At 65.9% G+C, this 26,116-nt stretch carries 23 protein-coding genes; 10 read left to right on the forward strand and 13 right to left on the reverse strand.

Features of this window, described 5'->3' with window-relative positions; genetic code table 11:
- Window positions 1–9: 9 nt before the first annotated feature.
- Window positions 10–576, forward strand: coding sequence for a nucleotidyltransferase family protein (locus I6F37_RS27615; protein ID WP_035996550.1), 567 nt, complete (start codon window positions 10–12; stop codon window positions 574–576).
- A gap of 109 nt (window positions 577–685) precedes the next feature.
- On the opposite strand, the gene I6F37_RS27620 is transcribed toward I6F37_RS27615, so the two are convergent.
- The 3 genes from I6F37_RS27620 to I6F37_RS27630 all read right to left on the reverse strand — a co-directional run bounded on the left by I6F37_RS27620 (window position 686) and on the right by I6F37_RS27630 (window position 3,329).
- Window positions 686–1,252, reverse strand: coding sequence for a PAN domain-containing protein (locus I6F37_RS27620; protein ID WP_035996547.1), 567 nt, complete (start codon window positions 1,250–1,252; stop codon window positions 686–688).
- A 112-nt stretch (window positions 1,253–1,364) separates the two neighbouring features.
- Window positions 1,365–2,735 (reverse strand): glutamate--cysteine ligase, encoded by a 1,371-nt coding sequence (locus tag I6F37_RS27625; RefSeq protein ID WP_225128512.1) that lies wholly within the window; start codon window positions 2,733–2,735, stop codon window positions 1,365–1,367.
- A 99-nt stretch (window positions 2,736–2,834) separates the two neighbouring features.
- On the reverse strand, window positions 2,835–3,329 hold the full coding sequence (locus I6F37_RS27630) for a MarR family winged helix-turn-helix transcriptional regulator (RefSeq protein WP_035996519.1): 495 nt from the start codon (window positions 3,327–3,329) through the stop codon (window positions 2,835–2,837).
- A gap of 258 nt (window positions 3,330–3,587) precedes the next feature.
- Between I6F37_RS27630 and I6F37_RS45970 the strand changes: the two genes are divergently transcribed.
- The 3 genes from I6F37_RS45970 to I6F37_RS27640 all read left to right on the forward strand — a co-directional run bounded on the left by I6F37_RS45970 (window position 3,588) and on the right by I6F37_RS27640 (window position 4,964).
- A complete protein-coding gene (locus I6F37_RS45970; RefSeq protein ID WP_338060675.1) occupies window positions 3,588–3,710 on the forward strand; it encodes a hypothetical protein in 123 nt (40 codons plus the stop codon).
- Window positions 3,711–3,937: 227 nt separating this feature from the next.
- Complete coding sequence (locus tag I6F37_RS27635; protein ID WP_225113003.1) at window positions 3,938–4,246, forward strand: hypothetical protein; 309 nt, start codon at window positions 3,938–3,940, stop codon at window positions 4,244–4,246.
- Window positions 4,247–4,619: 373 nt separating this feature from the next.
- Window positions 4,620–4,964, forward strand: a complete 345-nt coding sequence (locus tag I6F37_RS27640) for a hypothetical protein (protein ID WP_225128511.1) — start codon at window positions 4,620–4,622, stop codon at window positions 4,962–4,964.
- Between the two features lie 50 nt (window positions 4,965–5,014).
- Here I6F37_RS27640 and I6F37_RS27645 read toward each other — a convergent pair whose 3' ends face one another.
- Genes I6F37_RS27645 through I6F37_RS27660 form a run of 4 tightly spaced genes read right to left on the reverse strand, consistent with a single transcriptional unit; the run spans window position 5,015 to window position 10,726 of the window.
- The gene (locus I6F37_RS27645) at window positions 5,015–7,228 is read right to left on the reverse strand and encodes an FAD-dependent oxidoreductase (protein WP_225128509.1); all 2,214 of its coding nucleotides are present in this window, start codon (window positions 7,226–7,228) and stop codon (window positions 5,015–5,017) included.
- A gap of 19 nt (window positions 7,229–7,247) precedes the next feature.
- Complete coding sequence (locus I6F37_RS27650) at window positions 7,248–8,456, reverse strand: acetyl-CoA C-acetyltransferase (protein WP_157285676.1); 1,209 nt, start codon at window positions 8,454–8,456, stop codon at window positions 7,248–7,250.
- A gap of 53 nt (window positions 8,457–8,509) precedes the next feature.
- The gene (locus I6F37_RS27655; protein WP_225153222.1) at window positions 8,510–10,300 is read right to left on the reverse strand and encodes an acyl-CoA dehydrogenase C-terminal domain-containing protein; all 1,791 of its coding nucleotides are present in this window, start codon (window positions 10,298–10,300) and stop codon (window positions 8,510–8,512) included.
- Window positions 10,301–10,339: 39 nt separating this feature from the next.
- Window positions 10,340–10,726 carry a nuclear transport factor 2 family protein gene (locus tag I6F37_RS27660; protein WP_036020541.1) on the reverse strand — a complete coding sequence of 129 codons (387 nt, stop codon included), beginning with the start codon at window positions 10,724–10,726 and terminating at the stop codon, window positions 10,340–10,342.
- A gap of 195 nt (window positions 10,727–10,921) precedes the next feature.
- Between I6F37_RS27660 and I6F37_RS27665 the strand changes: the two genes are divergently transcribed.
- The 3 genes from I6F37_RS27665 to I6F37_RS27675 all read left to right on the forward strand — a co-directional run bounded on the left by I6F37_RS27665 (window position 10,922) and on the right by I6F37_RS27675 (window position 17,302).
- Window positions 10,922–11,509 (forward strand): PadR family transcriptional regulator, encoded by a 588-nt coding sequence (locus I6F37_RS27665; RefSeq protein ID WP_225153224.1) that lies wholly within the window; start codon window positions 10,922–10,924, stop codon window positions 11,507–11,509.
- Between the two features lie 369 nt (window positions 11,510–11,878).
- Window positions 11,879–15,307 (forward strand): tetratricopeptide repeat protein, encoded by a 3,429-nt coding sequence (locus I6F37_RS27670; RefSeq protein WP_225153226.1) that lies wholly within the window; start codon window positions 11,879–11,881, stop codon window positions 15,305–15,307.
- A 351-nt stretch (window positions 15,308–15,658) separates the two neighbouring features.
- On the forward strand, window positions 15,659–17,302 hold the full coding sequence (locus I6F37_RS27675) for a lysine--tRNA ligase (protein WP_036020521.1): 1,644 nt from the start codon (window positions 15,659–15,661) through the stop codon (window positions 17,300–17,302).
- A 9-nt stretch (window positions 17,303–17,311) separates the two neighbouring features.
- Here the strand turns inward: I6F37_RS27675 and I6F37_RS27680 are convergent, their stop codons facing one another.
- Window positions 17,312–17,968: a helix-turn-helix transcriptional regulator gene (locus tag I6F37_RS27680; RefSeq protein ID WP_225153227.1), complete on the reverse strand. Its 657-nt coding sequence runs from the start codon at window positions 17,966–17,968 to the stop codon at window positions 17,312–17,314.
- Between the two features lie 292 nt (window positions 17,969–18,260).
- On the opposite strand from I6F37_RS27680, the gene I6F37_RS27685 reads away from it, so the two are divergent.
- Entirely contained in the window at window positions 18,261–18,605 is a 345-nt protein-coding gene (locus I6F37_RS27685; protein ID WP_225153229.1) for a DUF952 domain-containing protein, read from the forward strand.
- Window positions 18,602–19,699, forward strand: a complete 1,098-nt coding sequence (locus I6F37_RS27690) for a quinone-dependent dihydroorotate dehydrogenase (protein ID WP_225153231.1) — start codon at window positions 18,602–18,604, stop codon at window positions 19,697–19,699. The genes I6F37_RS27685 and I6F37_RS27690 overlap by 4 nt, the downstream gene beginning before the upstream one ends.
- Before the next feature lie 127 nt (window positions 19,700–19,826).
- Here the strand turns inward: I6F37_RS27690 and I6F37_RS27695 are convergent, their stop codons facing one another.
- The 5 genes from I6F37_RS27695 to I6F37_RS27715 form a co-directional block, all read right to left on the reverse strand.
- Window positions 19,827–21,152, reverse strand: coding sequence for an MATE family efflux transporter (locus I6F37_RS27695; RefSeq protein ID WP_074447647.1), 1,326 nt, complete (start codon window positions 21,150–21,152; stop codon window positions 19,827–19,829).
- Window positions 21,153–21,155: 3 nt separating this feature from the next.
- Window positions 21,156–21,890 (reverse strand): MBL fold metallo-hydrolase, encoded by a 735-nt coding sequence (locus I6F37_RS27700; protein WP_035996469.1) that lies wholly within the window; start codon window positions 21,888–21,890, stop codon window positions 21,156–21,158.
- Between the two features lie 78 nt (window positions 21,891–21,968).
- On the reverse strand, window positions 21,969–22,274 hold the full coding sequence (locus tag I6F37_RS27705) for a DUF6460 domain-containing protein (RefSeq protein WP_035996474.1): 306 nt from the start codon (window positions 22,272–22,274) through the stop codon (window positions 21,969–21,971).
- A 135-nt stretch (window positions 22,275–22,409) separates the two neighbouring features.
- On the reverse strand, window positions 22,410–24,071 hold the full coding sequence (locus I6F37_RS27710) for an ATP-dependent DNA ligase (protein ID WP_035996466.1): 1,662 nt from the start codon (window positions 24,069–24,071) through the stop codon (window positions 22,410–22,412).
- Window positions 24,068–25,105 carry a ligase-associated DNA damage response exonuclease gene (locus tag I6F37_RS27715; protein ID WP_225128505.1) on the reverse strand — a complete coding sequence of 346 codons (1,038 nt, stop codon included), beginning with the start codon at window positions 25,103–25,105 and terminating at the stop codon, window positions 24,068–24,070. The genes I6F37_RS27710 and I6F37_RS27715 overlap by 4 nt, the downstream gene beginning before the upstream one ends.
- A gap of 66 nt (window positions 25,106–25,171) precedes the next feature.
- Here I6F37_RS27715 and I6F37_RS27720 point away from each other — a divergent pair, with 66 nt between their 5' ends.
- Window positions 25,172–26,098, forward strand: a complete 927-nt coding sequence (locus tag I6F37_RS27720; RefSeq protein WP_035996462.1) for a class I SAM-dependent methyltransferase — start codon at window positions 25,172–25,174, stop codon at window positions 26,096–26,098.
- Window positions 26,099–26,116: the final 18 nt, after the last annotated feature.

Here is a 26,116-nt window from a genome sequence, read left to right on the forward strand (position 1 = left end):
CGGTCGCAGGTGAGCAAGGACGAATTCCTCGCGCTCGCCTTACGCAATCCGGTCAACGCCGCGATCGCCGACGAGCTGCATCGACTTGCATTACCGGATGCATGGCTGGTGTCGGGATGCCTGGTGCAGACGGTATGGAACGTGCTCACGGGGCGCCCGATCGACCACGGCATCGCCGATTACGACGTGTTCTATTTCGGCGCCGACACATCGTGGGAGGCCGAGGACGCGGTGATCCGCACCCTCCATGCGCGCCTCGCGCATCTCGGCGCCAAGATCGAGGTCCGCAACCAGGCCCGCGTGCACATGTGGTACCCGGCCAAGCACGGCCTGCCGTATCCGCCGCTGAGAAGCTCGAGGGAAGGCATCGACCGCTTCCTCACGCAGAACACGCAGGTCGGCGTCAGGCGCGCAAGCGATGGCCACGAAGTCTACGCACCGCGCGGGTTTGACGACATTGCGGCACTGATCGCGCGGCCAAATCCAGGACCCAATTTTTCCGCGGCGAACTACGAAGCGAAGGCTAAGCGCTGGAAAGCGCTGTGGCCGGAGATCACGGTGATCGCGGCGGAGTGAGGTGCCTCCCGTGTCCCGTCTCTGCAGTGCGGCGCTGAAGAAGCGCCGCCATAGCGCGTCGAAGACGCGCGTAAACGCGCTGATGGCGTCCGGGGCACGAGTATGGATGCTACCGCACCACGCCCGACGTGAACCCCGCCTTCCTTCGCGGCGGCTTGATTTCCTTCTTCAGGAAGCAGCGCGCCTCGCGCCCGGTGTAGCCGGGGCGGGCATAGGTGAAGGCGCGGCATTTGTTGTCGGCGGTGCAGGCGGCCTTGCAGGCCTCGACGCTTTCGCCGTCCTTGAGCTCGAAATTGCGCAAGTCGCCGCCGGGACGGTCGATCGACGTCTCAACGCCTTCGACGCGCGGCTCGATCACGCCGGCGCCGCGCACCCCGGAGATACAGCAGCTACCCGGCACGCGGGCCGGCACGGTGTTCTTCAGCCAGCACACGGCCGAGCCGCCTTCGACATCGGGATAGTTGAAGCTCCAGGAGCGGCAACGGCGATCGCGCTCGCACAGCAGCGCGCAATCCTCGGGATCGCCGGAGGTGACGGGCGTACTGAAATAGTCGCCGCCGGGCCGGTCGAACGCCGTCTGGGCAAGCGCCGGCGCGCTCGCAAACGCAAGCGAAAGCAGCGTGACACATGCCGCGGCGCTGGCCATGATGGCCCCGGACAGGCGGCCCTTCCACATCGGAACAGCTTTCGAATTATTGACGACGCTCAGGTTTTTCAGCCGGTCATTTGATCGCCGCAAACCTGTATGGGCGATGAACGGCTGAATCCTGGGTGCCCGGCTGCAGAGTCTAGAACGCGTATTCTGCGTAGGCCGGTTCCACCGAGCCCTTCCAGGGTCCGTTGAATTTATCCAGCATCTCCTCGGCCGGCGTCCGGCCGGAATCGACGATGCGATCGAGCGGCTCGAGATGCCGGGTTTCGTCGCGGCCGAGTTGATCGATCCGGCCGCGCCGGCGCAGGCCGGCATGAGCAAGAACGAGGCATTCCTTGGCGATCTCGAACAGATAGCGGTCTTTGATCCGCGCCTTGAAGCCCATGCGCGGCACGTCGTCGCGCAGGGCCTGGCGTTCATGCGCGCTCCAGTGCTTGACGATCTCCCAGGCGGCATCGAGCGAGGCATCGTCGTAGAGCAGCCCGACCCAGAACGCCGGCAGCGCCGGCAAGCGGCCCCACGGGCCACCATCCGAGCCGCGCATCTCGAGATAGCGCTTGAGCCGCACTTCCGGGAAGATCGTCGAGAGGTGGTTGGCCCAGTCCGACAAGGTCGGACGCTCGCCGGGAAGGTTGTTGTTGCGGCCGTCGAAGAAGGCGCGGAACGAGGAGCCCGAGACGTCAATGTATTCCTCGCCGCGCTTCACGAAATACATGGGCACGTCCAGCGCATAATCGACATAGCGCTCGAACCCCATGCCGTCCTCGAACGCCCACGGCATCATGCCCGCGCGCGCATTGTCGGTGTCGCGCCAGATCTCGGACCGGAACGAGAGGAAGCCGTTCGGCCTGCCCTCGGTGAACGGTGAATTAGCGAACAGTGCAGTTGCGACCGGCTGAAGCGCGAGCGAGACGCGCAGCTTCTTGACCATGTCGGCTTCGGAGGAGAAGTCGAGATTGGTCTGCACCGTGCAGGTCCGGTACATCATGTCGAGGCCGTATTGGCCGACCTTCGGCATGTAATTGGTCATGATCTTGTAGCGGCCCTTGGGCATCACCGGGATATCGGCGCGCGACCAGGACGGCGTCATGCCGAGGCCGAGGAAGCCGATGCCGAGCGGGGTTGCGATCTCGCGCACCTGCGCCAAGTGCGCCATCAGCTCGCTCTGGGTCTGGTGCACGTTCTCGACCGGCGCGCCGGACAGCTCGAACTGTCCGCCGGGCTCGAGCGAGATGGCGCCGCCGCCGGTGACGTCGTAGAGGCCGATGATGTTGCCCTGCTCCATGATCGGCTCCCAGCCGAGCAGGAGCTTCATGCCTTCGAGCAGCGCGCCGATGCCGCGCGCGCCCTCGTAAGGCACCGGACGATGGTCGTCGAGCGTGAACGGCGTTTTCTCGTGCTCGGTGCCCATGCGGAACTCGGACGGGTCCTTGCAGCCTGCCTCGAACCACGCGACGAGCTCGTCGCGTGATTGCAGCGGCGTCATGTCGATCTGGTCTCGCGCCATATCAATCTCTAATCAAAAGCGCTTCGACCGAACGCGCGCGGGTGACAGGGACGGCCCGCGAACCCACCGGTTGCACGGGCGAGCGGGATTGCCGCGCGATCATCGCGACGGCATGGTTTCGTTGGCGGCCGCGGGCGGCAGTTTCATCTCGCCGCACGAGCAGCCCAGGCGATCGAGCAGATTGCTGAGCTTGACGGCGTCGGCGTCCGACAGTTTCGAACCGACATATTTCTCGATCGCGGCCGAATAGGCGCCCCACATCCGCTTCTGCAGCTCGCGGCCGGCTTCGGTGATCTCGACGAACTGGCCGCGCTTGTCGATCTTGCATTCGCGCCGCGAGGCGAGGCCCTCGTCGACCAGGCGATCGATCAGGCGCGAGGTCGAATATTGCGGGATCAGCATCTGCCGCTCGAGCTCGACCGGCCGCAGCTCGCCCGAGGGCGCCCGCGACAGTTCGAGCAGCGCGTCATACCAGGCCAGCGGTGGGAAGCCGGCCTTCTTCAAGTCCTGCTCGACGCAATCGAGCACGCGGCTCTGCACCCGCATCAGGCGGATCCAGGCGGCGGTTGCCTCGGTCGATGGTTTGCGTTTCATGGTCCCGCTCAAGCTCGTCGCCCGTCTCTTACTCCATTCGATGCACCTGCATCAATCTTGACTATTTCAAGCAGGTGCATGTAGTCGTTCTTTCGGCCGAGCCAAGCTTCAGGGGAAGGAAATTCCTCGAAACCGGATGGTTTCCCCGGTGTGTGCCCGCCGTCCCCGCCTCGTGCTCGTGGAGGCCAGCCCGCTCTGTGGCCTGGTCGAGGTCGGTAGCGGCGCCAAGAAGCCCGAAATGGTGAGGATTATCTGAAGTTGGGGCCTCCTTCGGGCCAAGTCCCTGCGCTGGGCCTCGACGGCAATCAGATCGTGACGGAAGGCCAAGTGATTGTCCAGATGATCGCCGATCAGCTCTGGTCCGCCGTTCGCGAAGCGTGACCGGCGGGGTCGACGAAGAGCCGAACCGATGATTCGGCTCTTTGCTTGCGTCATTCGCTAATCCGATGATTCGCGATGCGCTGACGGGGATTTTACGAGCATTGTCCGGGTTAACAATAACTCCGCCTTTTGCGCTCCGCGGACGTCGCCATCCTTGTGAGAGCAATCCTCCTGTGCCTCAACTTCAGCGCGGGACAGGACGCTAACCGTCGGACCGGAAAGCTATTGTGACGACTGTAATCCTCCTCCTGCTCGCGAGCGCAATCACCGGCTTGGCGACGGGTCTATTCTTCCGAGTCTGGACTCTATTGCTGGTCTCGCCGGCGACTGCGATCCTTGCCGCGACGGTGCTTCAGACCTCGGGCTTTGGATTCTGGACGGGCGTTCCAATCGTCGTCGGCTGCCTGATCGCCGGCCAGGTCGCCTATTTGGCGGCGACGTTCTACGTGCACAGAGGTGAGCTTTCAGTGCAGGACGAGATCGACGGCGAACCAGGCAAGCACGGCCAGCGCAACATCAAAGACGAGGACGAGTAAGACCAGGCCAAACCACGAAGGAATTTTTCTGCGCCACCGGAGGAGCCTGCGGCGGCGCCACGGCCGATCCAGCAGCAACAAGGGGGCGTATCTTACCGCAACGCCGGCTGCGCTGTCTTGAGACACCGTGGGGATCATTGCGGGACACCTTCAATGTCGATGGGCCATCCGGCGGATCATCAGCAAGAGCGGTGCCAGGGCGAAGCGAGCGTGGCCGGGGTGGAGGATTGGGTGCTGGGGTGAGACGAAAGCGCATCAATCGATGTGACAAGGCTCAAGGCAGAGCGCCCAAGCGATGATCCAGCCCTTCCTTTTGTGAACCATCTGATCCGCGGCGACGTCGAAGGAGCATCTCCAGGAGACAATTGCCTCCATGAACATGATCGTCCTCATGACCGCCGCCGGCGCGCCGCTCGCGATGCTCGGGCTCTCGACGCCAGTCGCGTCGCAGCGCAATTGCATCTTCATGATCCATCCGCAGATCACCTCGGCTGTGTTCGAGAGCAAGGAAGGCAAGATCGTCTTTCCGGACCGGCCGACCGAATATCCCTGCCGCTACGCCAGGACGAAGAGCGGCGCGGACGTCGCCTTTACCAACCAGAGTGGTTGGCGTTTCAAGGTGCGCATCGGCCGCGGCGACGAGGGCAGCTGGAAGGCCCGTCTCGACGACGATGTCGTCGGAGGGCGCGCCTTCTCGCCGTTCGGCGACGGAAAATGAAAAAGGCCGGATCGATGATCCGGCCCTTTGTTTCTGCGTAACCTCTTCCGTCAGGCCGCCGCCTTCTTCGGCGCGAAGCGGCCGTAGAAGGTCTCGCCCTTCGCGGCCATCTCTTCCAAGAGCTTCGGCGGGGTGAAGCGCGAGCCGTACTTGGCCTCCAGCTTGTGGCAGAGCTCGACGAACTTCTTCGTGCCCATGAAGTCGATGTAGGACAGGGTGCCGCCGGTGAACGGCGCGAAGCCGAAGCCGAGGATCGAGCCGACGTCCGCTTCGCGCGGATCGGTGATGACGTGGTCCTCGACCGTGCGCGCGGCTTCCACCGCCTGCACCACCAGGAAGCGCTGCTTCAGCTCCTCGATATCGAGCGTGTCGGGGTCGAGCTGCTTCGGCTGCAACGCGGAGAGGCCCGGCCACAGGCTCTTCTGGCCCTTGCCTTTCTCGGGGTAGTCGTAGAAGCCCTTGCTGTTCTTGCGGCCGAGCCGGCCCTGCTTCTCGACCATCTCCACCATCAGCTTCTTCTGCTCGGGATTGATCGCGTTGGGGCCGAGATCGGCTTCGGTCGCCTTCATGATCTTGAGACCGAGATCGAGCGCGACCTCGTCCGAGAGCGAGAGCGGGCCGACCGGCATGCCGGCCATCTTGGCGCAGTTCTCAATCATGGCGGGCGGCACGCCCTCCAGGAACATCTCGTTGCCTTCGGCGACGTAGCGGCCGACGCAGCGATTGGCGAAGAAGCCTCTGGAGTCGTTGACCACGATCGGCGTCTTGCCGATCTGGCGGACGTAGTCGAGCGCGGTCGCGAGCGCGACGTCGCCGGTGTTCTTGCCGAGGATGATCTCGACCAGCATCATCTTCTCGACCGGCGAGAAGAAGTGAATGCCGATGAACTTGCCCTGATCTTTAAAACTCTCGGCCAGCGAGGTGATCGGCAGCGTCGAAGTGTTCGAGGCGAAGATCACATCAGGCTTCAGATATTGCTGCGCCTTGTCAAAGGTCTCCGCCTTGACCTTGCGGTCCTCGAACACGGCCTCGATGACGAGGTCGACGTCCTTCAGCGCGGCGTAGTCTGCGGTCGGCGTGATGCGCGCGAGCAGCGCTTCGGCGTCCGCAGGCTTGGCGCGGCCCTTCTTGATCTGCTCCTCGATCACCTTCTGGGCATGCGCCTTGCCCTTGTCCGCGCTCTCCTGGTCGCGATCGATCAGGACGACGTCGAGGCCGGCGCGGGCCGAGACATAGCCGACGCTCGCGCCCATGAAGCCGGCGCCGATCACGGCGATCTTCTTCACCTTGGTCGCGGGCACATCCTTGGGACGGCGCGCGCCCTTGTTGAGCTCCTGCATCGACAGGAACAGGCTGCGGATCATCGCAGCCGCTTCCTTGGAGCGCAGCACCGAGGTGAAGTAGCGCGACTCCACCCGCAGCGCGGCGTCGATCGGCAGCTGCAGGCCCTCATAGACGCAGCTCATGATCGCCCGTGCGGCCGGGTAATTGTCGTAGGTCTCGCGGCGATAGATCGCGTTGCCGGCCGGGAACATCATCATGCCGGCCTTGGAGAACACCGGGCCGCCGGGCAGCTTGAAGCCCTTCTCGTCCCACGGCGCGACGGCCTTGCCGCCGCCCTTGATCCAGTCCTTGGCGGCTTTGATGAGGTCGGCTGCGGGCACGATGGCGTGAATCAAATTCAGCGCCTTGGCCTTGTCGACGGTGACGGGGTCGCCCTTGAGCAGGATGGTCATGGCGTCCTGCGGCGGCACCAGGCGCGGCACGCGCTGCGTGCCGCCGGCGCCGGGGAATAGGCCGACCTTGACCTCGGGCAGGCCGAGGCGCGTCTTGGGATTCTCCGCCGCGACGCGATAATGGCAGCACAGCGTGATCTCGAAGCCGCCGCCGAGCGCGAGCCCGTTGATCGCCGCCGCCCACGGCTTGCCGGAGGTTTCGATTCCGCGCAGCACCTGCGAGAAGCGGCGGCTCTGGTCGAACAGCATCTGGTTCGCCGCGGTCTCGCCCTGCTCCTTGAAAACCTTCGCATAGGCCTGGTTCATGCCTTCGAGCATGGACAGGTCGGCGCCGGCGCAGAACGCTTCCTTGGCCGAGGTGATGACGACGCCCTTCACCGCGGCATCCGCCGTGGTCGCCTTGACGATCGCCTCGAGCTCGTTGGTCGAGGTCTCGTCGAGCACGTTCATGGAGCGGCCTGGGATGTCCCAGGTGACGAGCGCAATACCGTCGGAATCGGTCTCAACCTTGAAGTTCTTGTACGACATGTTGGTTGCTCCTCAACCCTTAGACGCGCTCGATGATGGTCGCGGTGCCCATGCCGCCGCCAATGCACAGCGTGACCAGGGCGGTGGACTTGTTGGTGCGCTCGAGCTCGTCGAGCACGGTGCCGAGGATCATTGCGCCGGTGGCCCCCAGCGGGTGACCGAGCGCGATCGCGCCGCCATTTACGTTGATCTTGGCATTGTCGATGTCGAAGGCCTGGATGTAGCGCAGCACGACCGAGGCGAAAGCCTCGTTGAGTTCGAACAGGTCGATGTCCGACTTCTTCATGCCGGAGCGCGCGAACAGCTTCTCGGTGACGTCGACCGGACCGGTCAGCATCATCGCCGGCTCCGAGCCGATGTTGGCGAATGCGCGGATCTTGGCGCGCGGCTTCAGGCCGTACTTGCTGCCAGCTTCCTTGCTGCCGAGCAGCACGGCGCCGGCGCCGTCGACGATGCCCGAGGAATTGCCGGCATGGTGCACGTAGTTGACGCGCTCGATCTCCGGGTGCGACTGGATCGCGACGCCGTCGAAGCCGCCCATCTGCGCCATCATCGTGAACGACGGCTGCAGCTGCGCCAGCGACTGCATCGTGGTCGAGGGGCGCATGTGTTCGTCCTTGGCGAGAATGGTGAGGCCGTTGATGTCCTTCACCGGCACCACGGATTTGTTGAAGCGGCCTTCGTCCCAGGCCTTGCCGGCGCGCTGCTGGCTCTGCACGGCGTAGGCGTCGACGTCGTCGCGCGAGAAGCCGTACTTGGTGGCGATCAGGTCGGCCGACACGCCCTGCGGCATGAAGTAGGCCGGCACCGCCATCGAAGGATCCATCGGCCAGGCCCCGCCGGAGGCGCCGATGCCGACGCGGCTCATCGACTCGGCGCCGCCGCCGATCACGAGCTCATGCTGGCCGCTCATGATCTGCGCCGCTGCGAAGTTCACGGCATCGAGGCCGGAAGCGCAGAAGCGGCTGATCTGCACGCCGGGCACGGCCTCCCCAAGACCGGCCTTCAGCGCCGCGAAGCGCGCGATGTCGGAGCCGGCTTCGCCAACCGGATCGACCACGCCGAGCACGACGTCATCGACCGAATCCTCAGGCAAATTATTGCGGTCCTTCAGCGCCTTCAGCGGCACGGTCGCGAGCGCGAGGGCGGTGACTTCGTGCAGCGCGCCGTCCGGCTTGCCGCGGCCGCGCGGGGTACGAACGTGGTCGTAGATGAATGCCTCAGGCATGACGCCCTCCTGATGTGATGTTGTACGATTGGGAGCAGGCAGCGGAAGCAGGCTCAGAACGCTTCCGCCGGCAGTTCCATGATGGTGGCGCAACCGGCCTGGATGCGCGCGAGATTGGCGGCGGTCTCCGGCAGCATCCGCTCCATGAAGAAGCGGCCGGTGACGAGTTTTGTGGAGAGATAGGGCGTCGCCCCGCTCTCGGCAATCTTGGCATTCGTCACCTTGGCCATCCGCGCCCACATGTAGCCGAGCGCGACGAAGCCGAAGAGATGCAGGTAATCGGTTGCGGCGGCACCGGCATTGTCGGGCTTTGCCATCGCGTTCTGCATCAGCCAAGTCGTCGCCTGCTGCAGATGGCCGAGCGAGGTCGAGAGCGGCGTGATGAAGGGCTTCAGCGCCTCGTCGCCGCCGTTCTCCTTGGCGAACGCCATGACCTCGCCGAAGAAGGCCATGATGGCGCGGCCGCCGTCGCGCGGCAGCTTGCGGCCGACGAGGTCGAGCGCCTGGATGCCGTTGGCGCCTTCATAGATCATGGCGATGCGCGCATCGCGCACGAACTGCTCCATGCCCTGCTCGGCGATGTAGCCGTGGCCGCCATACATCTGCTGCGCCTGCACCGCGTTGGCGAAACCATAGTCAGTGAGGAAGCCCTTCAACACCGGCGTCATCAGACCCATGTGGTCGTCGGCGGCCTGGCGGTCCTTGGGGTCTTCGGAGCGGTGGGCGACGTCGCTCTTCAGCGCGGTCCACATCACGAAGGCTCGCGCGGCCTCGTTGAACGCGCGGATCGAGAGCAGCGTGCGGCGCACGTCGGGATGCACGATGATCGGGTCGGCCGGCTTGTCCGGCGCCTTGACGCCTGACAGCGCGCGGCCCTGGATGCGCTCGCGGGCATAGGCGACCGCGTTCTGATAGGCGACCTCGGACTGCGCGAGGCCCTGCACGGCGACGCCGAGCCGCGCCTCGTTCATCATCACGAACATGCCCTGCATGCCCTTGTTCTCTTCGCCGATCAGCCAGCCGGTGGCGTTGTCGTAGTTCATCACGCAGGTCGAATTGCCGTGGATGCCCATCTTGTGCTCGATCGAGCCACAGACGACGCCGTTGCGCGCGCCCACCGAACCGTCGGCATTGACCAGGAACTTCGGCACCACGAACAGCGACACGCCCTTGATGCCGGCCGGCGCGCCCTCGATGCGGGCGAGCACGAGATGGATGATGTTGTCGGCGAGATCGTGCTCACCGGCCGAGATGAAGATCTTGGTGCCCGTGATCTTGAAGCTGCCGTCCGCCTGCCGCACTGCCTTGGTGCGGAGCATGCCGAGATCGGTGCCGCAATGCGGCTCGGTGAGGTTCATGGTGCCGGTCCATTCGCCGGCCACCATCTTCGGCACGTAGGTCTTCTTCTGCTCGGGCGTGCCGTGCACCAAGAGCGCCGCGGTCGCGCCCATGGTGAGGCCGCCATACATCGAGAACGCCATGTTGGCGGAGATCTGGAATTCATTGACCGCCTGGCTCAGGGTCACCGGCAGGCCCTGCCCGCCATATTCGGTCGGCGCCGACAGGCCGAGCCAGCCGCCCTCGGCGACCTGCTTGAACGCCTCCTTGAACCCCTTCGGCGTGGTGACGCTGCCGTCATCCGCACGCTTGCAGCCTTCGAGATCGCCGACGCGGTTGAGCGGCTGCAGCACCTCTTCGGCGAGCTTGGCGGCTTCGCCGAGGATGGCCTCGCGCACGTCGCTCGACGCATCGGAGAAGCCCGCGAGATTGTCGTAGCGATCGATCTGGAAGACGTCGTTGAGCAGGAAGTTCACGTCTTCGACGGGGGCTTTATAGATCGGCATTGGGGTCTCCCGGCGTGGGGCTTGAAGGGGATGTTGGGCTTATGATTGGGCGGCGGCAAGCTGCTCCGCCATCAGGCGGTGCAGCATGTTGATCGCCTTGAGTGGACGCACCATCACCTTGAAGTGGGTGATGCGCCCCTCGCTATCGAAGCTGATGATGTCGACGCCATTGATCTCGATGCCGTCGATGACATTCTTGAATTCGAGCACCGCGCCATTGTCGCTGCGCCACTCGCCGACATAGGTGAAGCCGGGGCCGCCGAGCACCTTCTCGGCGCTGGAGAGGTATTTGAAGGTGATGTCGCGGCCGCGCTGCGGCGTATGCACGACCGGGCTTTCGAACACGGCGTCGGGATGCAGGAGGTCCCAGAGCGCGGTGCGGTCGTGAGACTTCATGTAGGCGTACCAGGAATCGAGGCCGGTCATTCTCAGGTGCCTCCCTAGGCTAAGGGCAAAAGTGCGAAAACAACCCCATGCACAGTAGCGAGGAGATTGATTTCACTTGATTATTCAGCCGGGCCTGTGGCCCGCCTGCACGCTGCCTCATATGCACATTGACGCATATGCGCCGATGCGCATAAAGTCAAGCAGCTTGGTCAAACCTAAAGAAGGGGGCCGATCATGGCACTGGGCGACGCAATCCTCGCATGCCTGACGGAACGCCCGATGACGGGCTACGAACTCGCCAAGACGTTCGATTCCTCGATCGGCTTCTTCTGGAAGGCCGACCATCAGCAGATCTACCGCGAGCTCTCCAAGCTGCGGGACCGCGGCTACATCCAGGGCCGCGAGGTCGTGCAGTCGGGCAAGCCCAATAAACTGATCTATACGCTGACTCCCGAGGGCCGAACAGCACTGCGGCACTGGGCCGCGCGGCCAAGCACGCCGCCCTCGATCAAGGACGACCTCCTGGTGCGGCTGCATGCGCTCGACAGCATCGACATCGAGCCCATGCGCACCGACCTGATGGCCCGCCTGGAGCACCACCGCGACCGCCACGCCAATTACGAGCGCATCCTGAAGAAGCGCTTTCCCGACGGCACGGCGGAGGGACGGCTCGATCTCGGCAATCTGCTGCTGCTCCAGCTCGGCGCCCGCCACGAGCAGATGGTGGCCGATTTCTGCGAGGAGGCGCTGGAAGCGCTGTCGGCGATGAGCGGCAAGGCGACGGTGGTGCCGATCAAGGATGGCAAGCGCGAGAAGGGCTGAGGGCGCCGACGTTACGCGAGCCCTTTCCGCCTCCCCGCTGTCATCGCCCGCGAAGGCTGGCGATCCAGTATTCCAGAGACGGCGCGGCTAGAACCGAGGAGCCGCGGCGTACTGGATGCCCCGCCTTCGCGGGGCATGACACCGGTTTGTTTCGGGGCCCGGATGCGCGACACAACACCGCCCCCAGTTCCCGCCGCCCAACTTTAAGACAGCCACGCCGCCTTCCTTAACTCGTTATTTACCGTAACAGGAAAAAGTCGGTTTTCGAGGCAGACGACCCGCGCCAAATTCGATTGTCTTTGCAACCGGCACGCGTGGGGAAGCTGGAGGCGCCGGGGTGGGGTGCCGAAGTCGGAACCGGACAGAGTCATGAATTCGCGCGTATCGTGGAGTGTCGACGGCATCGATCCATCCGTCCGGGAGCGGGCCGAGGCTGCTGCGCGCCGTGCCGGCATGTCGCTCAACGATTGGCTGAACTCCACGCTCGGCGAAACTGCCCCGCCCAACTTCCGCGGATCCTACGATCAGCGTCCGCAGCACGTGCTGAGCCAAGGACCGAGTCAGGAGAGCCGCGAAGTCGCCGACATCCACCAGCGGCTCGACGCGATCACCCAGCAGATCGAGCGGATCTCAAAACCCGCCCCGCGCCAAGACGCCTCAAGACAAGACTCCTCAAGACCAGACGTCTCGCGCGAGCAGGGCGTCGCGCGCCAGCTCAACGATGCGATCTCGCGGCTCGACGCGCGCCTGTCGCAGATCTCCCGTCCACAGCGGCAAGCGCCGCAGCCGCAGGCCCCTCGCCCCACCCCGGCCGAGACGCGCCAGCGCCAGGCCGATGCCGTCGAGCGCGCCGCCGCGCAGGTCTATCGCGGCTCACCACCCCTGAGCCCGGCTTCGTTCGACGTCGCGGTCGCCGAGATCACGGCGCGCCAGAGCGAGCTCGAGGGCTTTGCGCCGCGGCAGATGCCGCCGCGTGCCGCGCCGCCGCTTGCGCCAACGGCTTCTTGCGCGCCGCCGATGGCGCCGCCCGCCCCTGCCTATGCGCCGCCGCCACCGCAGCCGGGGCCGGATTTCTCCGCGCTCGAGCGCCATCTGCTCAAGATCACGAGCCAGATCGAATCGCTGCAGCGGCCCGACAATACCGAGCAGGCCATCAACGCCTTCCGCAGCGAGCTGGCCGAAATCCGCGCCGCCATCACCGAGGCGATGCCGCGGCGCGCGATCGAATCGATCGAGAACGAGATCCGCTCGCTGCACCGCCGGATCGACGAGACCCGCTCCAACGGCACCGACGGGCAGGTTCTTGCCGGCATCGAGCGCGCACTGTCCGACATCAAGCAGGTACTGCGCACGCTGACGCCGGCCGAGCAGCTCACCGGATACGACGAGGCGATCCGCAATCTCGGCGCCAAGCTCGACCTGATCCTGCGCGCCAATGACGATCCCTCGACCGTGCAGCAGCTCGAAGGCGCGATCTCCGCGCTGCGCGCCATCGTCTCCAACGTCGCCTCCAACGAGGCGCTGGCACGGCTATCCGAAGACGTACAGCTGCTGTCGTCCAAGGTCGACCAGATCACCCGCGCCTCCGGCCATGGCGACAGCTTCGCGGCGCTGGAGCAGCGCATCGCGGCGCTCACGGCGGCGCTGGAAACCCGCGAGCGGCCGCAGCCGTCCGAGAGCACCGAGCATCTCGAAGCTGCGATCCGCGCGCTGTCGGACCGTTTCGACCGCATGCAGGTCGGCAACGATTCCGCCTCGACCTTCGCCCATCTCGAGCAGCGTGTTTCCTATCTCCTGGAGCGGATCGAGGCCGCCGCCGATCCGCGCAACGGCAATTTGAGCCGCGTCGAGGACGGGCTGCACGACATCCTCAGGCACCTGGAACGGCAGCAGGCGACCTATGCGGCCCTCGCCGAGAGCCGCAGCTCCGCGCCGCCGCCCGATTCCGGCATGGTCGACCTCGTCAAGCGCGAGCTCTCCGACATCCGCTTCAGTCAGGCCGAGACCAACCGGCACACCCAGGACTCGCTCGAGGCCGTGCACAGCGCGCTCGGTCACGTCGTCGATCGCCTCTCGATGATCGAGGGCGATCTGCGCGCGGTGCGCACCGCGCCGCCTCCCCCCGCCCCACAGCCGATGTCGATGCCGATGGCGGCGGCGATGGAGCCGGCGCCGATGGCGCGCGAGCCGCGGCCGCAACCGCCAGCACAGCCGCCGAAATACGATCCGAAGCCCGAGCTGCCCAATCCAGCTGCCGCGCAGGCGCCGCCGGCTGCCTTCGTCGCCGCACCGCGCGAGTTCCACGCCGCCACCCCCGCGGCGCCGCCGCCCGTGCCGGCGGCGCCGCCGGTTCCCCCGCGCGCGATCAGCGAGATCCTGGAGCCGCACACGGCGCGCGCTGCACTCGCGCCGGAACTGCCGCCGGATCACCCGCTCGAGCCGGGCACACGGCCGGGCGGACGCCTCGCCACGCCGTCGGAGCGCATCGCCGCCTCCGAGGACGCGATCAGCGGAATTGCCGCCGCGCCGAAGGAGCCGGTGTCGTCGTCGAGCTTCATCGCCGCCGCCCGCCGCGCGGCGCAAGCCGCCGCCGCACAGCCGCCCGAGAAGCCGGCCCGCGGCGCCAAGGCCGCGATCGCCCGCGCCAAGGAGAAGGGCCAGGAAGGCGGCTCGACCATCACCTCGAAGATCCGCTCGCTGCTGGTCGGCGCGAGCGTGGTCGTGATCGTGCTCGGCACCTTCAAGATGGCGATGAACCTGCTCGAAGGCGGCAGCTCGCCACCGACGCCGCAGGCGATGCAAAACATCCCGAGCGAGCCGGCACCGCAGCCGGCGCCGCCGCCGGTCGAGACCAAGCCAGCCGCGCCCGAGCAGATCACCCCGTCGATGACGTCGCCGACACCGATCGGACGGCAATCGCAGAACAATGCCGCGCCGGCGCCTCTTCCCGGTTCCGGCAGCTCGGCCTCCGTTGAGATCCCGCAAGCGCCTGCCGCGGCGATGCCGCCGGCCTCAAGCGACGTCACCGGCGCGCTGTCGGGCACGAGTCGCGCCAAGCTCGGCGTCGTTCAGGTGCCGCCGAGCGAGAAGCTGCCTGACGGCATCGGCGGCCCGGCCTTGCGCAGCGCCGCGATGAAGGGCGATGCGACCGCGGCCTACGAGATCGGCGTGCGCTTTGCCGAAGGCAAGGGCGTTGCCACGAATTACGACGAAGCGGCGAAGTGGTACGACCGCGCGGCGCAGGCCGGGGTCGTCCCCGCAATCTTCCGCCTCGGCACGCTCTACGAAAAGGGCCTAGGGGTGAAGAAGGACGCCGACATCGCGCGCCGCTACTACACCCAGGCCGCCGAGCGCGGCAACGCCAAGGCGATGCACAATCTCGCCGTGCTCGATGCCGACGGCGGCGGTCGCGGCGCCAATTACAAGAGCGCGGCGCAGTGGTTCCGGAAAGCGGCCGATCGCGGCGTCGCCGACAGCCAGTTCAACCTCGGCATCCTCTATGCCCGCGGCATCGGCGTCGAGCAGAACCTCGCCGAATCCTACAAATGGTTCAACCTGGCAGCTGCCCAGGGCGATGCGGATGCCGCCGGCAAGCGCGACGACGTCGCCAAGCGCCTCGACCCGCAATCGCTGGCGGCCGCCAAGCTCGCGATCCAGACCTTCAGCGCCGAGCCGCAGCCCGACGATGCCGTCAACGTTGCGACCCCGAACGGCGGCTGGGACAGCGCACCGCAAGCCAGCGCGAAGCCGGCTCCCAAGCAAGTGGCGACGAAACGCTCGGCCTCAGCGGCGCATTGAGCCGGATCGCATTCGATCCGACGCTGAGACACCCCCAACCCTCTCCGCAAGCGCTGGGCTACCGCATATGACCTGTGGCGGCGGCTGCGCGCACGCCTCGTCCTTCGAGACGGCGCTGACGCGCCTCCTCAGGATGAGGCTAATCGGCATCAGTGCTCGTTGAACCTGCTGCCGCGCACTCCGCCCTCATCCTGAGGAGCCCGCCCAAAGCGGGCGTCTCGAAGGATGGCCGCAGGGGAAAACTCCCAAATGCGCTAGCCCCTGCGCCAGCGGGAGACGGCTGGGGGGATCAGCTCGCAGCTTTTGCATTCTGCCGGGAAATCGCTATTTTCCGCGGCCCGGAGGCCCCTGATGTCCGTTATTGATCTAGCCGCAAACCCGAGCGAGTTGCGTGCGCTCGCCGAACAATCCAACGCCTGGCCGTTCGAGCAGGCGAAGGCCATTGTCGCGCGGCTGAAGAAAAGCCCGAAGGACGAGGTGCTGTTCGAGACCGGCTATGGTCCGTCTGGCTTGCCGCATATCGGCACGTTCGGCGAGGTGGCGCGCACCTCGATGGTGCGCCACGCCTTCCGCGTGCTCACCGAGGACAAGGTCAAGACGCGCCTTTTGGCGTTCTCCGACGACATGGACGGCTTCCGCAAGGTGCCCGACAACGTTCCGAACAAGGAGATGCTGGCCGCTCATATCGGCAAGCCGCTGACGCGGGTGCCGGATCCGTTTTCGAACGAATATCCGTCGTTCGGCGCGCACAATAACGCGCGCTTGCGCGCGTTTCTGGATCATTTCGGCTTCGACTACGAGTTCGCGAGCTCGACCGACTACTACACGTCGGGCCGCTTCGACGCGACGCTGCTGAAGATGCTCGCCGCCTACGACAAGATCATGGCGATCATCCTGCCGACGCTGGGCCCGGATCGCCGCGCGACCTATTCGCCGTTCCTGCCCATCAGCAAGACCACGGGCGTCGTGCTGCAGGTGCCGATGATCCGCCGCGACGTCGCGGCGGGCACGGTGACCTACGTCGATCCCGATACCAACCAGGAAGTTGAAACGCCCGTCACCGGCGGCAACGTCAAGTGCCAGTGGAAGGCCGACTGGGCGATGCGCTGGGTCGCGCTCGGCGTCGACTACGAGATGGCGGGCAAGGACCTGATCGATTCCGTGAAGCTGTCCGGCGCGATCGCCAGAGCGCTCGGCAGCACGCCGCCCGAAGGCTTCAACTACGAGCTCTTCCTCGACGAGAAGGGCCAGAAGATCTCGAAGTCGAAGGGCAACGGCCTGACCATCGACGAATGGCTGCGCTACGCCTCACCGGAATCGCTCTCATTGTTCATGTACCGCGAGCCGAAGGCGGCCAAGCGGCTGTATTTCGACGTCATCCCGCGCAATGTCGACGACTACCAGCAATTCCTCGACGGCTTTCCGAAGCAGGACGGCAAGCAGCAGCTCGGCAATCCGGTCTGGCACATCCACAACGGCAAGCCGCCGACGGGCGACATGCCCGTCACCTTCCAGCTGCTGCTGACGCTGGTGTCATCGTCGAACGCGGAGAACGCCGAGACGCTGTGGGGCTTCATCGGCCGCTACCGGCCCGGCGTGAGCCCGCAGACCCATCCGAAGCTGGATGCGATGGTGGGCTATGCCATCAACTATTATCGCGACTTCGTCGCGCCGACGAAGCAGTTCCGCGTACCCACGGACAGCGAGCGCGCCGCGCTGCAGGATTTGCGCGATGCGCTGTCGCAGCTTGCGCAGGACGCATCCGCCGAGGACATCCAGAACGTCGTCTACGAGATCGGCCGCCGCGAGCCGTTCCTCGACCAGGTCAAGAAGGGCAAGGACGGCCGCCCCGGCGTCACGCTGGACTGGTTCAACATGCTCTACCAGGTCCTGCTCGGCCAGGAGAAGGGCCCGCGCTTCGGCTCCTTCGTCGCGGTCTACGGCGTGCAGAACGCGGTCAACATGATCGACGGCGCGCTGGCGAGGAGTGCGTGAGCGGCGCCATCACTGGCTCGCCCAGAGGATCCGCGCAACCCAGGCGACATCGCTCGCCGCGACCGTTCGCGCCGCCTGTGACGCATCGAGGGGCGCCAAGTCCAGGGTCTTTGCCGTGCGGCGCTTCAGGGTCGCAATCGTGATCTCGTCCGTCTTGATCTTGACCACCACGCGATCACCCTTGCGGATCGGCGCCGCAGGCGAGACCAGGATGATGTCACCGTCGCGATAGGCAGGCAGTAGCGCAGCGCCGGAAATCTCCAGCGCAAAGACTTGACCGTCATCGGCGATTGGAAGCGCGATCTCGGTCCAGCCCCTGCCGGTTGGAAGACCGGCCTCATCGAAGGCGCCGCTCATTCCGGCCTGTGCAAAGCCGAGCAGCGGCACCGAGCCGCGGCCGCTTCCACCGTCGTCATCAATCAGCTTCGCAAAGCTGTCGATCGAGGCGTCGGCCGCCGCCAGCGCTTTTGCGATCGATTCGGTCGAGGGCCAGCGCTCGCGGCCGTCGGCGGTGACGCGCTTGGACCTGTTGAAGGTGGTGGGGTCGAGCCCGGCACGCTTGGCAAGGCCGGACGGCGACAGTCCGGCGCGCGCCGCCAGCCGGTCCAGCGCGGCCCAGATCTGGTCGTGAGTCAGCATCCTCTGCGCTTTGGCCTGTCTGACCATGGAAGGCCCAGCCCGTCGCAACTCAGGAAAACTGTCCTCAAATCAACCGGTTTTCCGTTTTTCGCGCAAGAGGCGACCGAGGCGGCGTTCGCAAACGAAACGGGTAGCCGTTCGCGTCAGGAAAGCGCGCAAAACGGGAATCTGGAGCCCCGAGCCGATTTCATCGGCGAGGAAAAGGCTCTAAGCCTTGAGTTCGGGAGGGGCGGCCTTTACGGTCGCGCCCGGGTTTCGAGGACCCGCGAAAAGCGAAAAAACCCAAGAGACTCAAAGAACAAACAAGGCTGCGGTAGCGGTGGTCAAGATCTACAAAATCTGTCCGGCCTCGGCCTGGCGCGAGGCGGAACGGCAGGGTGTCTACCGGGGCAGCGCAGATGACGCGCGCGACGGGTTCATCCATTTCTCGACCGCGGCCCAGGTTCCCGAGACCCTGCGCAAGCACTATTTCGGGCAGCGCGCGCTGTTCCTGGTCGAGATCGACGGCGACGCGCTCGGCAGCGAGTTGCGCTGGGAACGCTCGCGCAATGACGAGCTCTTCCCGCATCTCTATGGCGAGCTCGATCTCGGCGCGGTCCTGGCGGTGATGAACCTCAACATGCGCTCCGACGGCAGTCACGATGTTCCGGAGCTGTTGCCGTGATCCGCGCGTTCGACGCCTTTTCGCTGCCGGTACTGCGCTGGCTCGATCCCGAGGACGCGCATCGCCTCGCGATCCAGGGCCTGCGCTTCCTGCCGCCGGTCAAGCCGCGCGCCGATAATCCCAAGCTCGCGGTGCGCGCCTTCGGGCTGAACTTTCCCAATCCGATCGGCATGGCCGCGGGCTTCGACAAGAGCGCCGAGGTGCCGGACGCGCTGCTGCGGCTCGGCTTCGGTTTCGTCGAGATCGGCTCGGTGACGCCGAAGCCGCAAGCCGGCAATCCGCGGCCGCGGCTGTTCCGTCTCGAGCGCGACGAGGCGATCATCAACCGCATGGGCTTCAACAATGACGGCGCGGAGGCGGCTCTGCGCCGGCTTGCCGCGCGCGCGCAGCACGGCGGCATCGTCGGCGTCAATGTCGGCGCCAACAAGGATTCGCCGGACCGCGTCGGCGACTACGTCAAGCTGATCGAGACCTTCGCGCCGGTGGCGAGCTATTTCACCGTCAACGTCTCCTCGCCGAACACGCCGGGCCTGCGCAACCTTCAGGAAGGCGCGCTGCTCGACGATCTGCTCGCGCGCGTGATCGAGGCCCGCGAGCGTGTCAGGCAGAAGGCCGGCGACACGCCGGTGCTGCTCAAGATCGCGCCGGATTTGAGCCTCGCTCAGCTCGACGACGTCGTGCAGGTCGCGCGCTCGCGCCGGGTCGACGGCATGATCGTGTCGAACACCACGGTCGCGCGGCCGAGCACGTTGCGTGAAGAGACGCGGGCGAAGGAACAAGGCGGCCTGTCCGGCCGGCCGCTGTTCCGTCTGTCGACGCGCATGGTCGCGGAAACCTATGTGCGCGTCGAGGGCGCATTCCCGCTGATCGGCGTCGGCGGCGTGGATTCGGGCGGCGCCGCGCTGACCAAGATCCGCGCCGGCGCCAGCTTGATCCAACTCTATTCGTCGCTGGTCTACAAGGGCCTCGGCCTGGTCGACGAGATCAAGCGCGACCTGACGTCGACATTGCTGCGGACAGGGCGGGATTCGCTGTCGGAGATCGTCGGCGCCGACGCGGCGACGCTGACGGCGGAAGACTGGCCGGGGATGTGAGGCGTCCTTCGCCTCTCCCCGCCTGCGCAGACTTCGTAGCCCGGATGGAGCGCAGCGCAATCCGGGAAGCTATCGGCATGGACAAAGCCCCCGGATTACGCTGCGCCCCATCCGGGCTACGGTTCTTCTACGGCTTCACGAACGTCGCGCGATACAGCGCCGGATACCTCGCGCCCTGCAAGCCGCCGCGCGCGACGTAGAACGCGATCAGCGCACTCCACAGGCCGGCATTGCCGAACGATTGCAGCGCCAGCCAGGCGGCGAAGAAGATCGCGAGCGAGAGCAGCATCAGATTGCGCATCTCCCGCGCCCAGGTCGCGCCGACATAGATGCCGTCGAAACCGAAGGCGAACACGCCGGGGAGCGGCGCCAGCACGATGAAGGGCAGGAACTCGCGCGCCGCGCGGCGGACGTCCTCGCTCGCCGTCATGACGTTGATGATGTCAGGGCCGAAGGCTGCGAACAGCACGGCGACGACAATTGCGAAGCCGAGCCCCCAGAGCAGCACCAGCCTGGTCGAATCCGCAAATCCCTTGGCGTCGCGGCCGCCAAAGGCGCGGCCGCAGAGCTGCTGGGCCGCATTGGCAAGGCCGTCGAGGAAGAAGGCGCTGACCAGGAGGAAATTGTTGAGCACGGAGTTCGCGGCCAGCGTGACGTCGCCGGCCCGCGCGCCCTTGGCGGTGAAGAACAGGAACACGGCGATCAGCGCCGCGGTGCGGATCAGGATGTCGGTATTCACCGCCAGGAGCCGCATCAGCTTGTCGCGATCGAACAGCGTTGCGCGAGGTATGGCAAAACCGCCGAGCGCATGGCGCCTGCACACGATCACGCCGAGCATGAAGCCGATCGTCTCGGACAGAAGCGCGGCGATCGCCGCGCCGGCAATGCCGGTGTCGTAGACCAGCACCAGCAGGATGGTCGCCACCATATTGATGAGGTTGATGACGACCTGGAGCGCAAGGGCCGGATTGGCGCGGGCCTGCCCCACCAGCCAGCCGAGGATGACGTAATTGGCGAAGGCGAAGGGCGAGGACCAGATCCTGATCATGAAATAGGTCTTTGCGGCCTGCGTCACGCCCTCGCTGCCGCCCATCAGGTCGAACAGTGCGCCTGCCAGCGGCAGCTGCAGCACGATCAGCGCCGCACCGATCAGGCCGGCGACGATGAAACCGCGCACCAGGATCACGGTCTGCTCGCGCGTCTCGCCCGCGCCGAGCGCCTGCGCGGTGAAGGCGAGCGTGCTCATGCGCAGGAAGCCGAACAACCAGAACAGGCAGTCGAAGATGACGGAGGCCATCGCGACGCCGCCGAGCAGCGCGGCATCGTCGAGCCGCCCGATCGCGGTGGTCGAGACCACGCCGATCAGCGGCGTCGTGAGGTTCGCGACCATCGCGGGACCTGCAATGGCGAAGACCTGCCGGCTACCGACGCGGTGATGGACGGGTGCGTGCATCTTTCAGAACACGAGCACCATGCCGTCTTCGGCGGCGAGGTGCTCGACCTCGCCCAGGCGCGACAGCATGTCGTCGCTCATATGGGTGAGGACGAGCCGCTTGGCGCCGATGTCGGGCAGATGCTGTTCCAAGGTCTTCAGGCTGAGGTGATTCTTGACCACCTTCTCGTACATATAGGCTTCGGCGATGAAAAGGTCCGCGCCATGCGCCAGCGGAATGAGCGTCTCCGTCCATTCGGTATCGGCGGTGTAGGCGAGCGTGCGGCCCTCGGCCGCGATGCGATAGGCGAGGAACGGTCCGCCTGATTCGCCGTGCACGACCGGATAGGGCGTCACATTCACCGCGCCGAAGCGCTGGCTTTGCCCGGGCGCGAGCTCGACCACGTTCAGCTCGAAGCGCGGCTTGGTGTTCGAGGAATGCTCGAACAGCGCCTCCATCACCTCGCGCAGCCGCCTCTCGATGCCTTGCGGGCCCGCGATCGTCAGCGGCCGCGTTCGCCGCGAGAATTGCGCGTCGAGCAGAAAGAACGGCAGACCGGCAAAATGGTCGCCGTGGAAATGCGTGATCAGGATCAGGTCGATGTCGCCCCGATCGATCTCGAGCCGCTTCAGCGCCGGCAGCGCCGACGCACCGCAGTCGATCAGGAAGTTCGCTTTGCGCCCCGAGACGTGGAAGCAGGTGTTGAGCCTGCCGCCGGAGCCGAAGGCATCACCGCAGCCGACGAACCGCAATTGCATCGGCTGCGCACTCCCTCAGAGCATGATCCGGAAAAGTGTGAAGCGGTTTTCCGACAAGATCATGCTCAAAAATATGACTTACCTGCCGCGCGGCGCGCCGAACACGCGCGACAGCAGCCAGATCGGAATCACGATGACCGCACCGAGCAGGAAGTAGCGCCACAGCCAGTTCACCGCATCGAAGCCGAGGTCCCACAGCCGCTGGAACAACAGGCGAATGCTGTGGATGATGTTCCAGGGATCGAAGCCGATCGTCGCCAGCACGACGCCGACCAGGATCGAGAGCAGCACCAGGCGGAACGCGACCGCCAGCGGCGAGCCGCCGAGAAAGCGGTGCAGGCCGTCGCTGCGGCCGGCCGGCAAATCTCTGACGTCTTGGACCATCGCAAACTCCTGAAGCGGATTCGAACCCATTATAGGCACGGCGGGGGACATGGGGAACCCGCAAGGGGCCGTCAATCGGGTTACGGGAGTTTAATTCGGGCGGAAGAGGGAGCGCACCGTCCTCGTGGCAACAGTTCACACCTCGATCTCCGCCGCCTCGGCCTTCAGCATCTTCTCCAGCGTCTCCAGCCGGTCGGCCTCTCGCGGCGGCTTGTCCCAGCGCAGGCGGCTGATGCGGGGGAAACGCATGGCGACGCCGGATTTGTGCCGGGGCGAGCGCTGCAATCCTTCGAAAGCGACCTCCAGCACCAGCCCCTTGTCCGCTTCGTGCACGACGTGGCGGACGGGGCCGAATTTCTCCGTGGTGTTGCGGCGGACGAAGCGGTCGATCTGCAAGAGCTCCTCGTCGGTGAAGCCGAAATAGGCTTTCCCGACCGGCACCAGCTCCTCGCCATTCTCGGTCTCGGTCCAGACGCCGAAGGTGTAGTCGGAATAATAGGACGAGCGCTTGCCGTGGCCGCGCTGCGCATACATCAGGACGGCGTCGATGATGTGCGGGTCGCGCTTCCACTTCCACCATTGCCCCTTCGGCCGCCCCGGCAAGTAGGGCGCATCGCGCCGCTTCAGCATGACGCCTTCGACGGCGTCCGCATCCTCGCCGGCGCCGGCGCTCGCGGGATCGGCCCGCGCGGCGGTCAGTGCTTCCCAGCTATCGAAGGGCACGGTGGGCGAGAGATCGATGCGGGGATCGTCGAGCTTTGCGATGAATCGCTCCAGCCGCTCGCGCCGCTCGGCAAAAGGCAGCTCGCGCAGATCGTTCTCGTCGTCGCCGAGCAGATCGTAGGCGCGCAGGTGAATCGGAAACTCCTTGATCAGCTTCGGCGAGACGACCTTGCGGTTGAGGCGCTGCTGCAACACGTTGAAGCTCTGGACGCGGCCTTCGCGCAGGATCAGGAGCTCGCCGTCGATCGCGCCCGGCAGGCGCAGCGACGGCACGAGATCCGGAAAGCTTCCCGTGATGTCCTCGCCGGTGCGCGAATAGAGCCGCGCGGTGATATGGCCGCGCTCGTCGCGCCCGGCCACCGCCTGCACGCGGATGCCGTCCCATTTCCATTCGGCGATGTAGTCGGCGGGATCGAGCGCGGCGAAATCCGCATCCTCGATGGCATGCGCCAGCATCACCGGCCGGAACGGCGCGGGATCGCGGTTGACGGGCTTGTCGCCGCGGCCTTCCAGCCAGGCGAACAGGTCGAGATAGGGCGGGACGAGCCCCGGCCAGATCAGCTCGATCTCGTGCGGGTCCTTGTCGCCGAGCGCTGCCGCCGCAGTCTTGGCAAGACGCGCGGAGATGCCGATGCGCAAGCTCCCGGTGACGAGCTTCAGCAGCGCCCAGCGCCCGGTCTCATCTAACTCGTCGAGCCAGCGCTCGAGCTGCTTGGGCAGCTCGGTCTTGCCCAGCGTGCGCAGCGTGGTGACGACCTCGGTGAGGCTCGGTGGCGGCGGGTTGTTGTGGGCGGCGAGCGCGGCTTTCGGCCACATCAGCGCAACCGTCTCCGAGAGATCGCCGACATAGTCGTAGCTCAGCCCGAACAGCACCTCATCGGTGCGTGCCGCGATGAGGTCGCGGATCAGCGCCGGCTTGGCGTGCTTGAAGCTGAGCGCGCCGGTCAGCGCAGCCAGCGCATAGCCGCGGTCGGGGTCGCCAACCTCGCGAAAATAGCCGGTGATCAGCCGCAGCTTGTTGTTGCGGCCGGGCTCATAGGCGAGGCGGTCGAGCAGCTCGGCGAAGCGGTTCATGCTTCGGCCTCGGCTTGAATCGGCGTCTCGCTCTCCTCCTCGTCGCCATAGCCGACGAGGTCGAGCGGCCGTGCCTTCAGGCCTTTGCTCCGGCACCAATGCACCAGCGCATCTTCCTGGCCGTGGGTGACCCAGATCTCGCCGGCGCCGGTCGCCGCGATGGTTGCGGTGAGGCCATCCCAATCGGCGTGATCGGAGATCACCAGCGGCAGCTCGACGCCGCGCTGCCGCGCCCGGGCGCGCACGCGCATCCAGCCCGAGGCGAAGGCGGTGACCGGATCGGGAAAGCGCCGCGTCCAGAGATCGGAGGTGGCCGAGGGCGGCGCCAGCGTGATGGTGCCGGCGAGCGCCGCCTTCTTCATGCCCTTCACTGGTTTGAGCTCGCCGAGGTCGATCCCGCGGCTCTGATAGTAATGCGTGATCGTCTCCATCGCGCCATGCAGGTAGATCGGCGCGTCATAGCCGGCCAGACGCAGCAGCTTGATCACGCGCTGCGCCTTGCCGAGCGAGTAGGCGCCGACGAGATGCGCGCGCTCCGGAAACAGCGCGACCGAAGCCAGCAGCTTCTTGACCTCGTCGCTCGCATCGCCATGCCTGAAGACCGGCAGGCCGAACGTCGCCTCGGTGATGAAGACGTCGCAGGGCACCAGCTCGAACGGCGTGCAGGTCGGGTCCGGCGCGTCCTTGTAGTCGCCGGAGGCGACGATGCAGGTGTCCTTGCACGAGACGGCGATCTGCGCGGAGCCCAGCACGTGGCCGGCCGGGTGAAACTTGATCTTGACGTCGCCGAGCCGGATCTCCTCGCCATAGCGGATGGCTTGCGTAGAGCCGGCGAAGTTCTCGCCGTAACGCAGCCGCATCATGTCCAGCGTTTCCTGCGTCGCCAGCACCGCGCCATGGCCCGCACGGGCATGGTCGGAATGGCCGTGGGTGATCACGGCCCGCTCCACGGGGCGGACGGGGTCGATATGGAAGCCGCCGGGCTTGCAGCACAGGCCGGCAGCATTTGGCAGCAGGATGTCTTGCGGGCGCATGCCTGTTATATAAGTCGAGCCATCACATCTTCGAGTCACTTACCCATTTCGTTTCCTGGTTCCTCAATGCCGCTCCGCCTGTTCCTGACCTCCGGCGATCTCATGGCCGACCGCCGCTTCGAGTTCGCGCGCGATCTCCAGCTCAAGGGCGACCTTCCCGCCGCGGCCGACCTCCTGGAGCAGGCGATCGAGCTCGCGCCCAACTTCACCTCGGCCTGGTTCACGCTCGGCGAGATCCGTCAGCAACTCGGCGAGCGCGACAAGGCCATCGCGGCCTTTCGTGAAGCGCGGCGATGCGATCCCGGGGATCAGCACGGCGCCGGCCTGCACCTGATGCGGCTCGGCGATACCGAGATGGCGGAGATGCCCAAGGCTTACGTGCAGGCCTTGTTCGATCAATACGCCCCGCGGTTCGAGCACGCGCTGATCAACGATCTCGGCTATCGCGCCCCGACGCTGATCTTCAAGGCGGTGCTGGCGGCGCGCGTCGCCGCCAAGAAGCCCGCCTACTTCAAGCGCACCATCGATCTCGGCTGCGGCACCGGGCTCGCGGCCGCTGCCTTCGCCAAGCAGGTCGACCATTTCACCGGCATCGATTTGTCACCCGGCATGATCAAGGAGGCGCGGGCGACGAACCTCTATGCCGAGCTCGAAGTCGCCGACATGATTGAGGGCCTGCGCGGCAAGGCCGACGCGAGCGCGAACCTCGTCGTGGCCGCGGATGCGTTCGTCTATCTCTCCGATCTCGCGCCGGTGCTGAGCGAAGTAAGGCGCGTGCTCGTCTCAGGCGGCGTGCTCGCCTTCACGCTGGAGACGCATGCGGGCGACGGCATCGTGCTCGGCGATGGCCTGCGTTATGCCCATTCCGCGGAATATGTGCGCAGCGCCATCGCGAAGGCGGGGATGAAGCTGCTGACTCTGGAGCCGGCCTCGCCACGCAACGAGAACAACGAGCCGGTGCGTGGCCTCGTCGTGGTCGCCGAGAAAACTTGAGTCTAGGCGCTAACACCT

Origin of the sequence: Bradyrhizobium sp. NBAIM08 (genome assembly GCF_020193935.1) — a bacterium.
Classification (GTDB): Bacteria; Pseudomonadota; Alphaproteobacteria; order Rhizobiales; family Xanthobacteraceae; genus Bradyrhizobium; species Bradyrhizobium yuanmingense.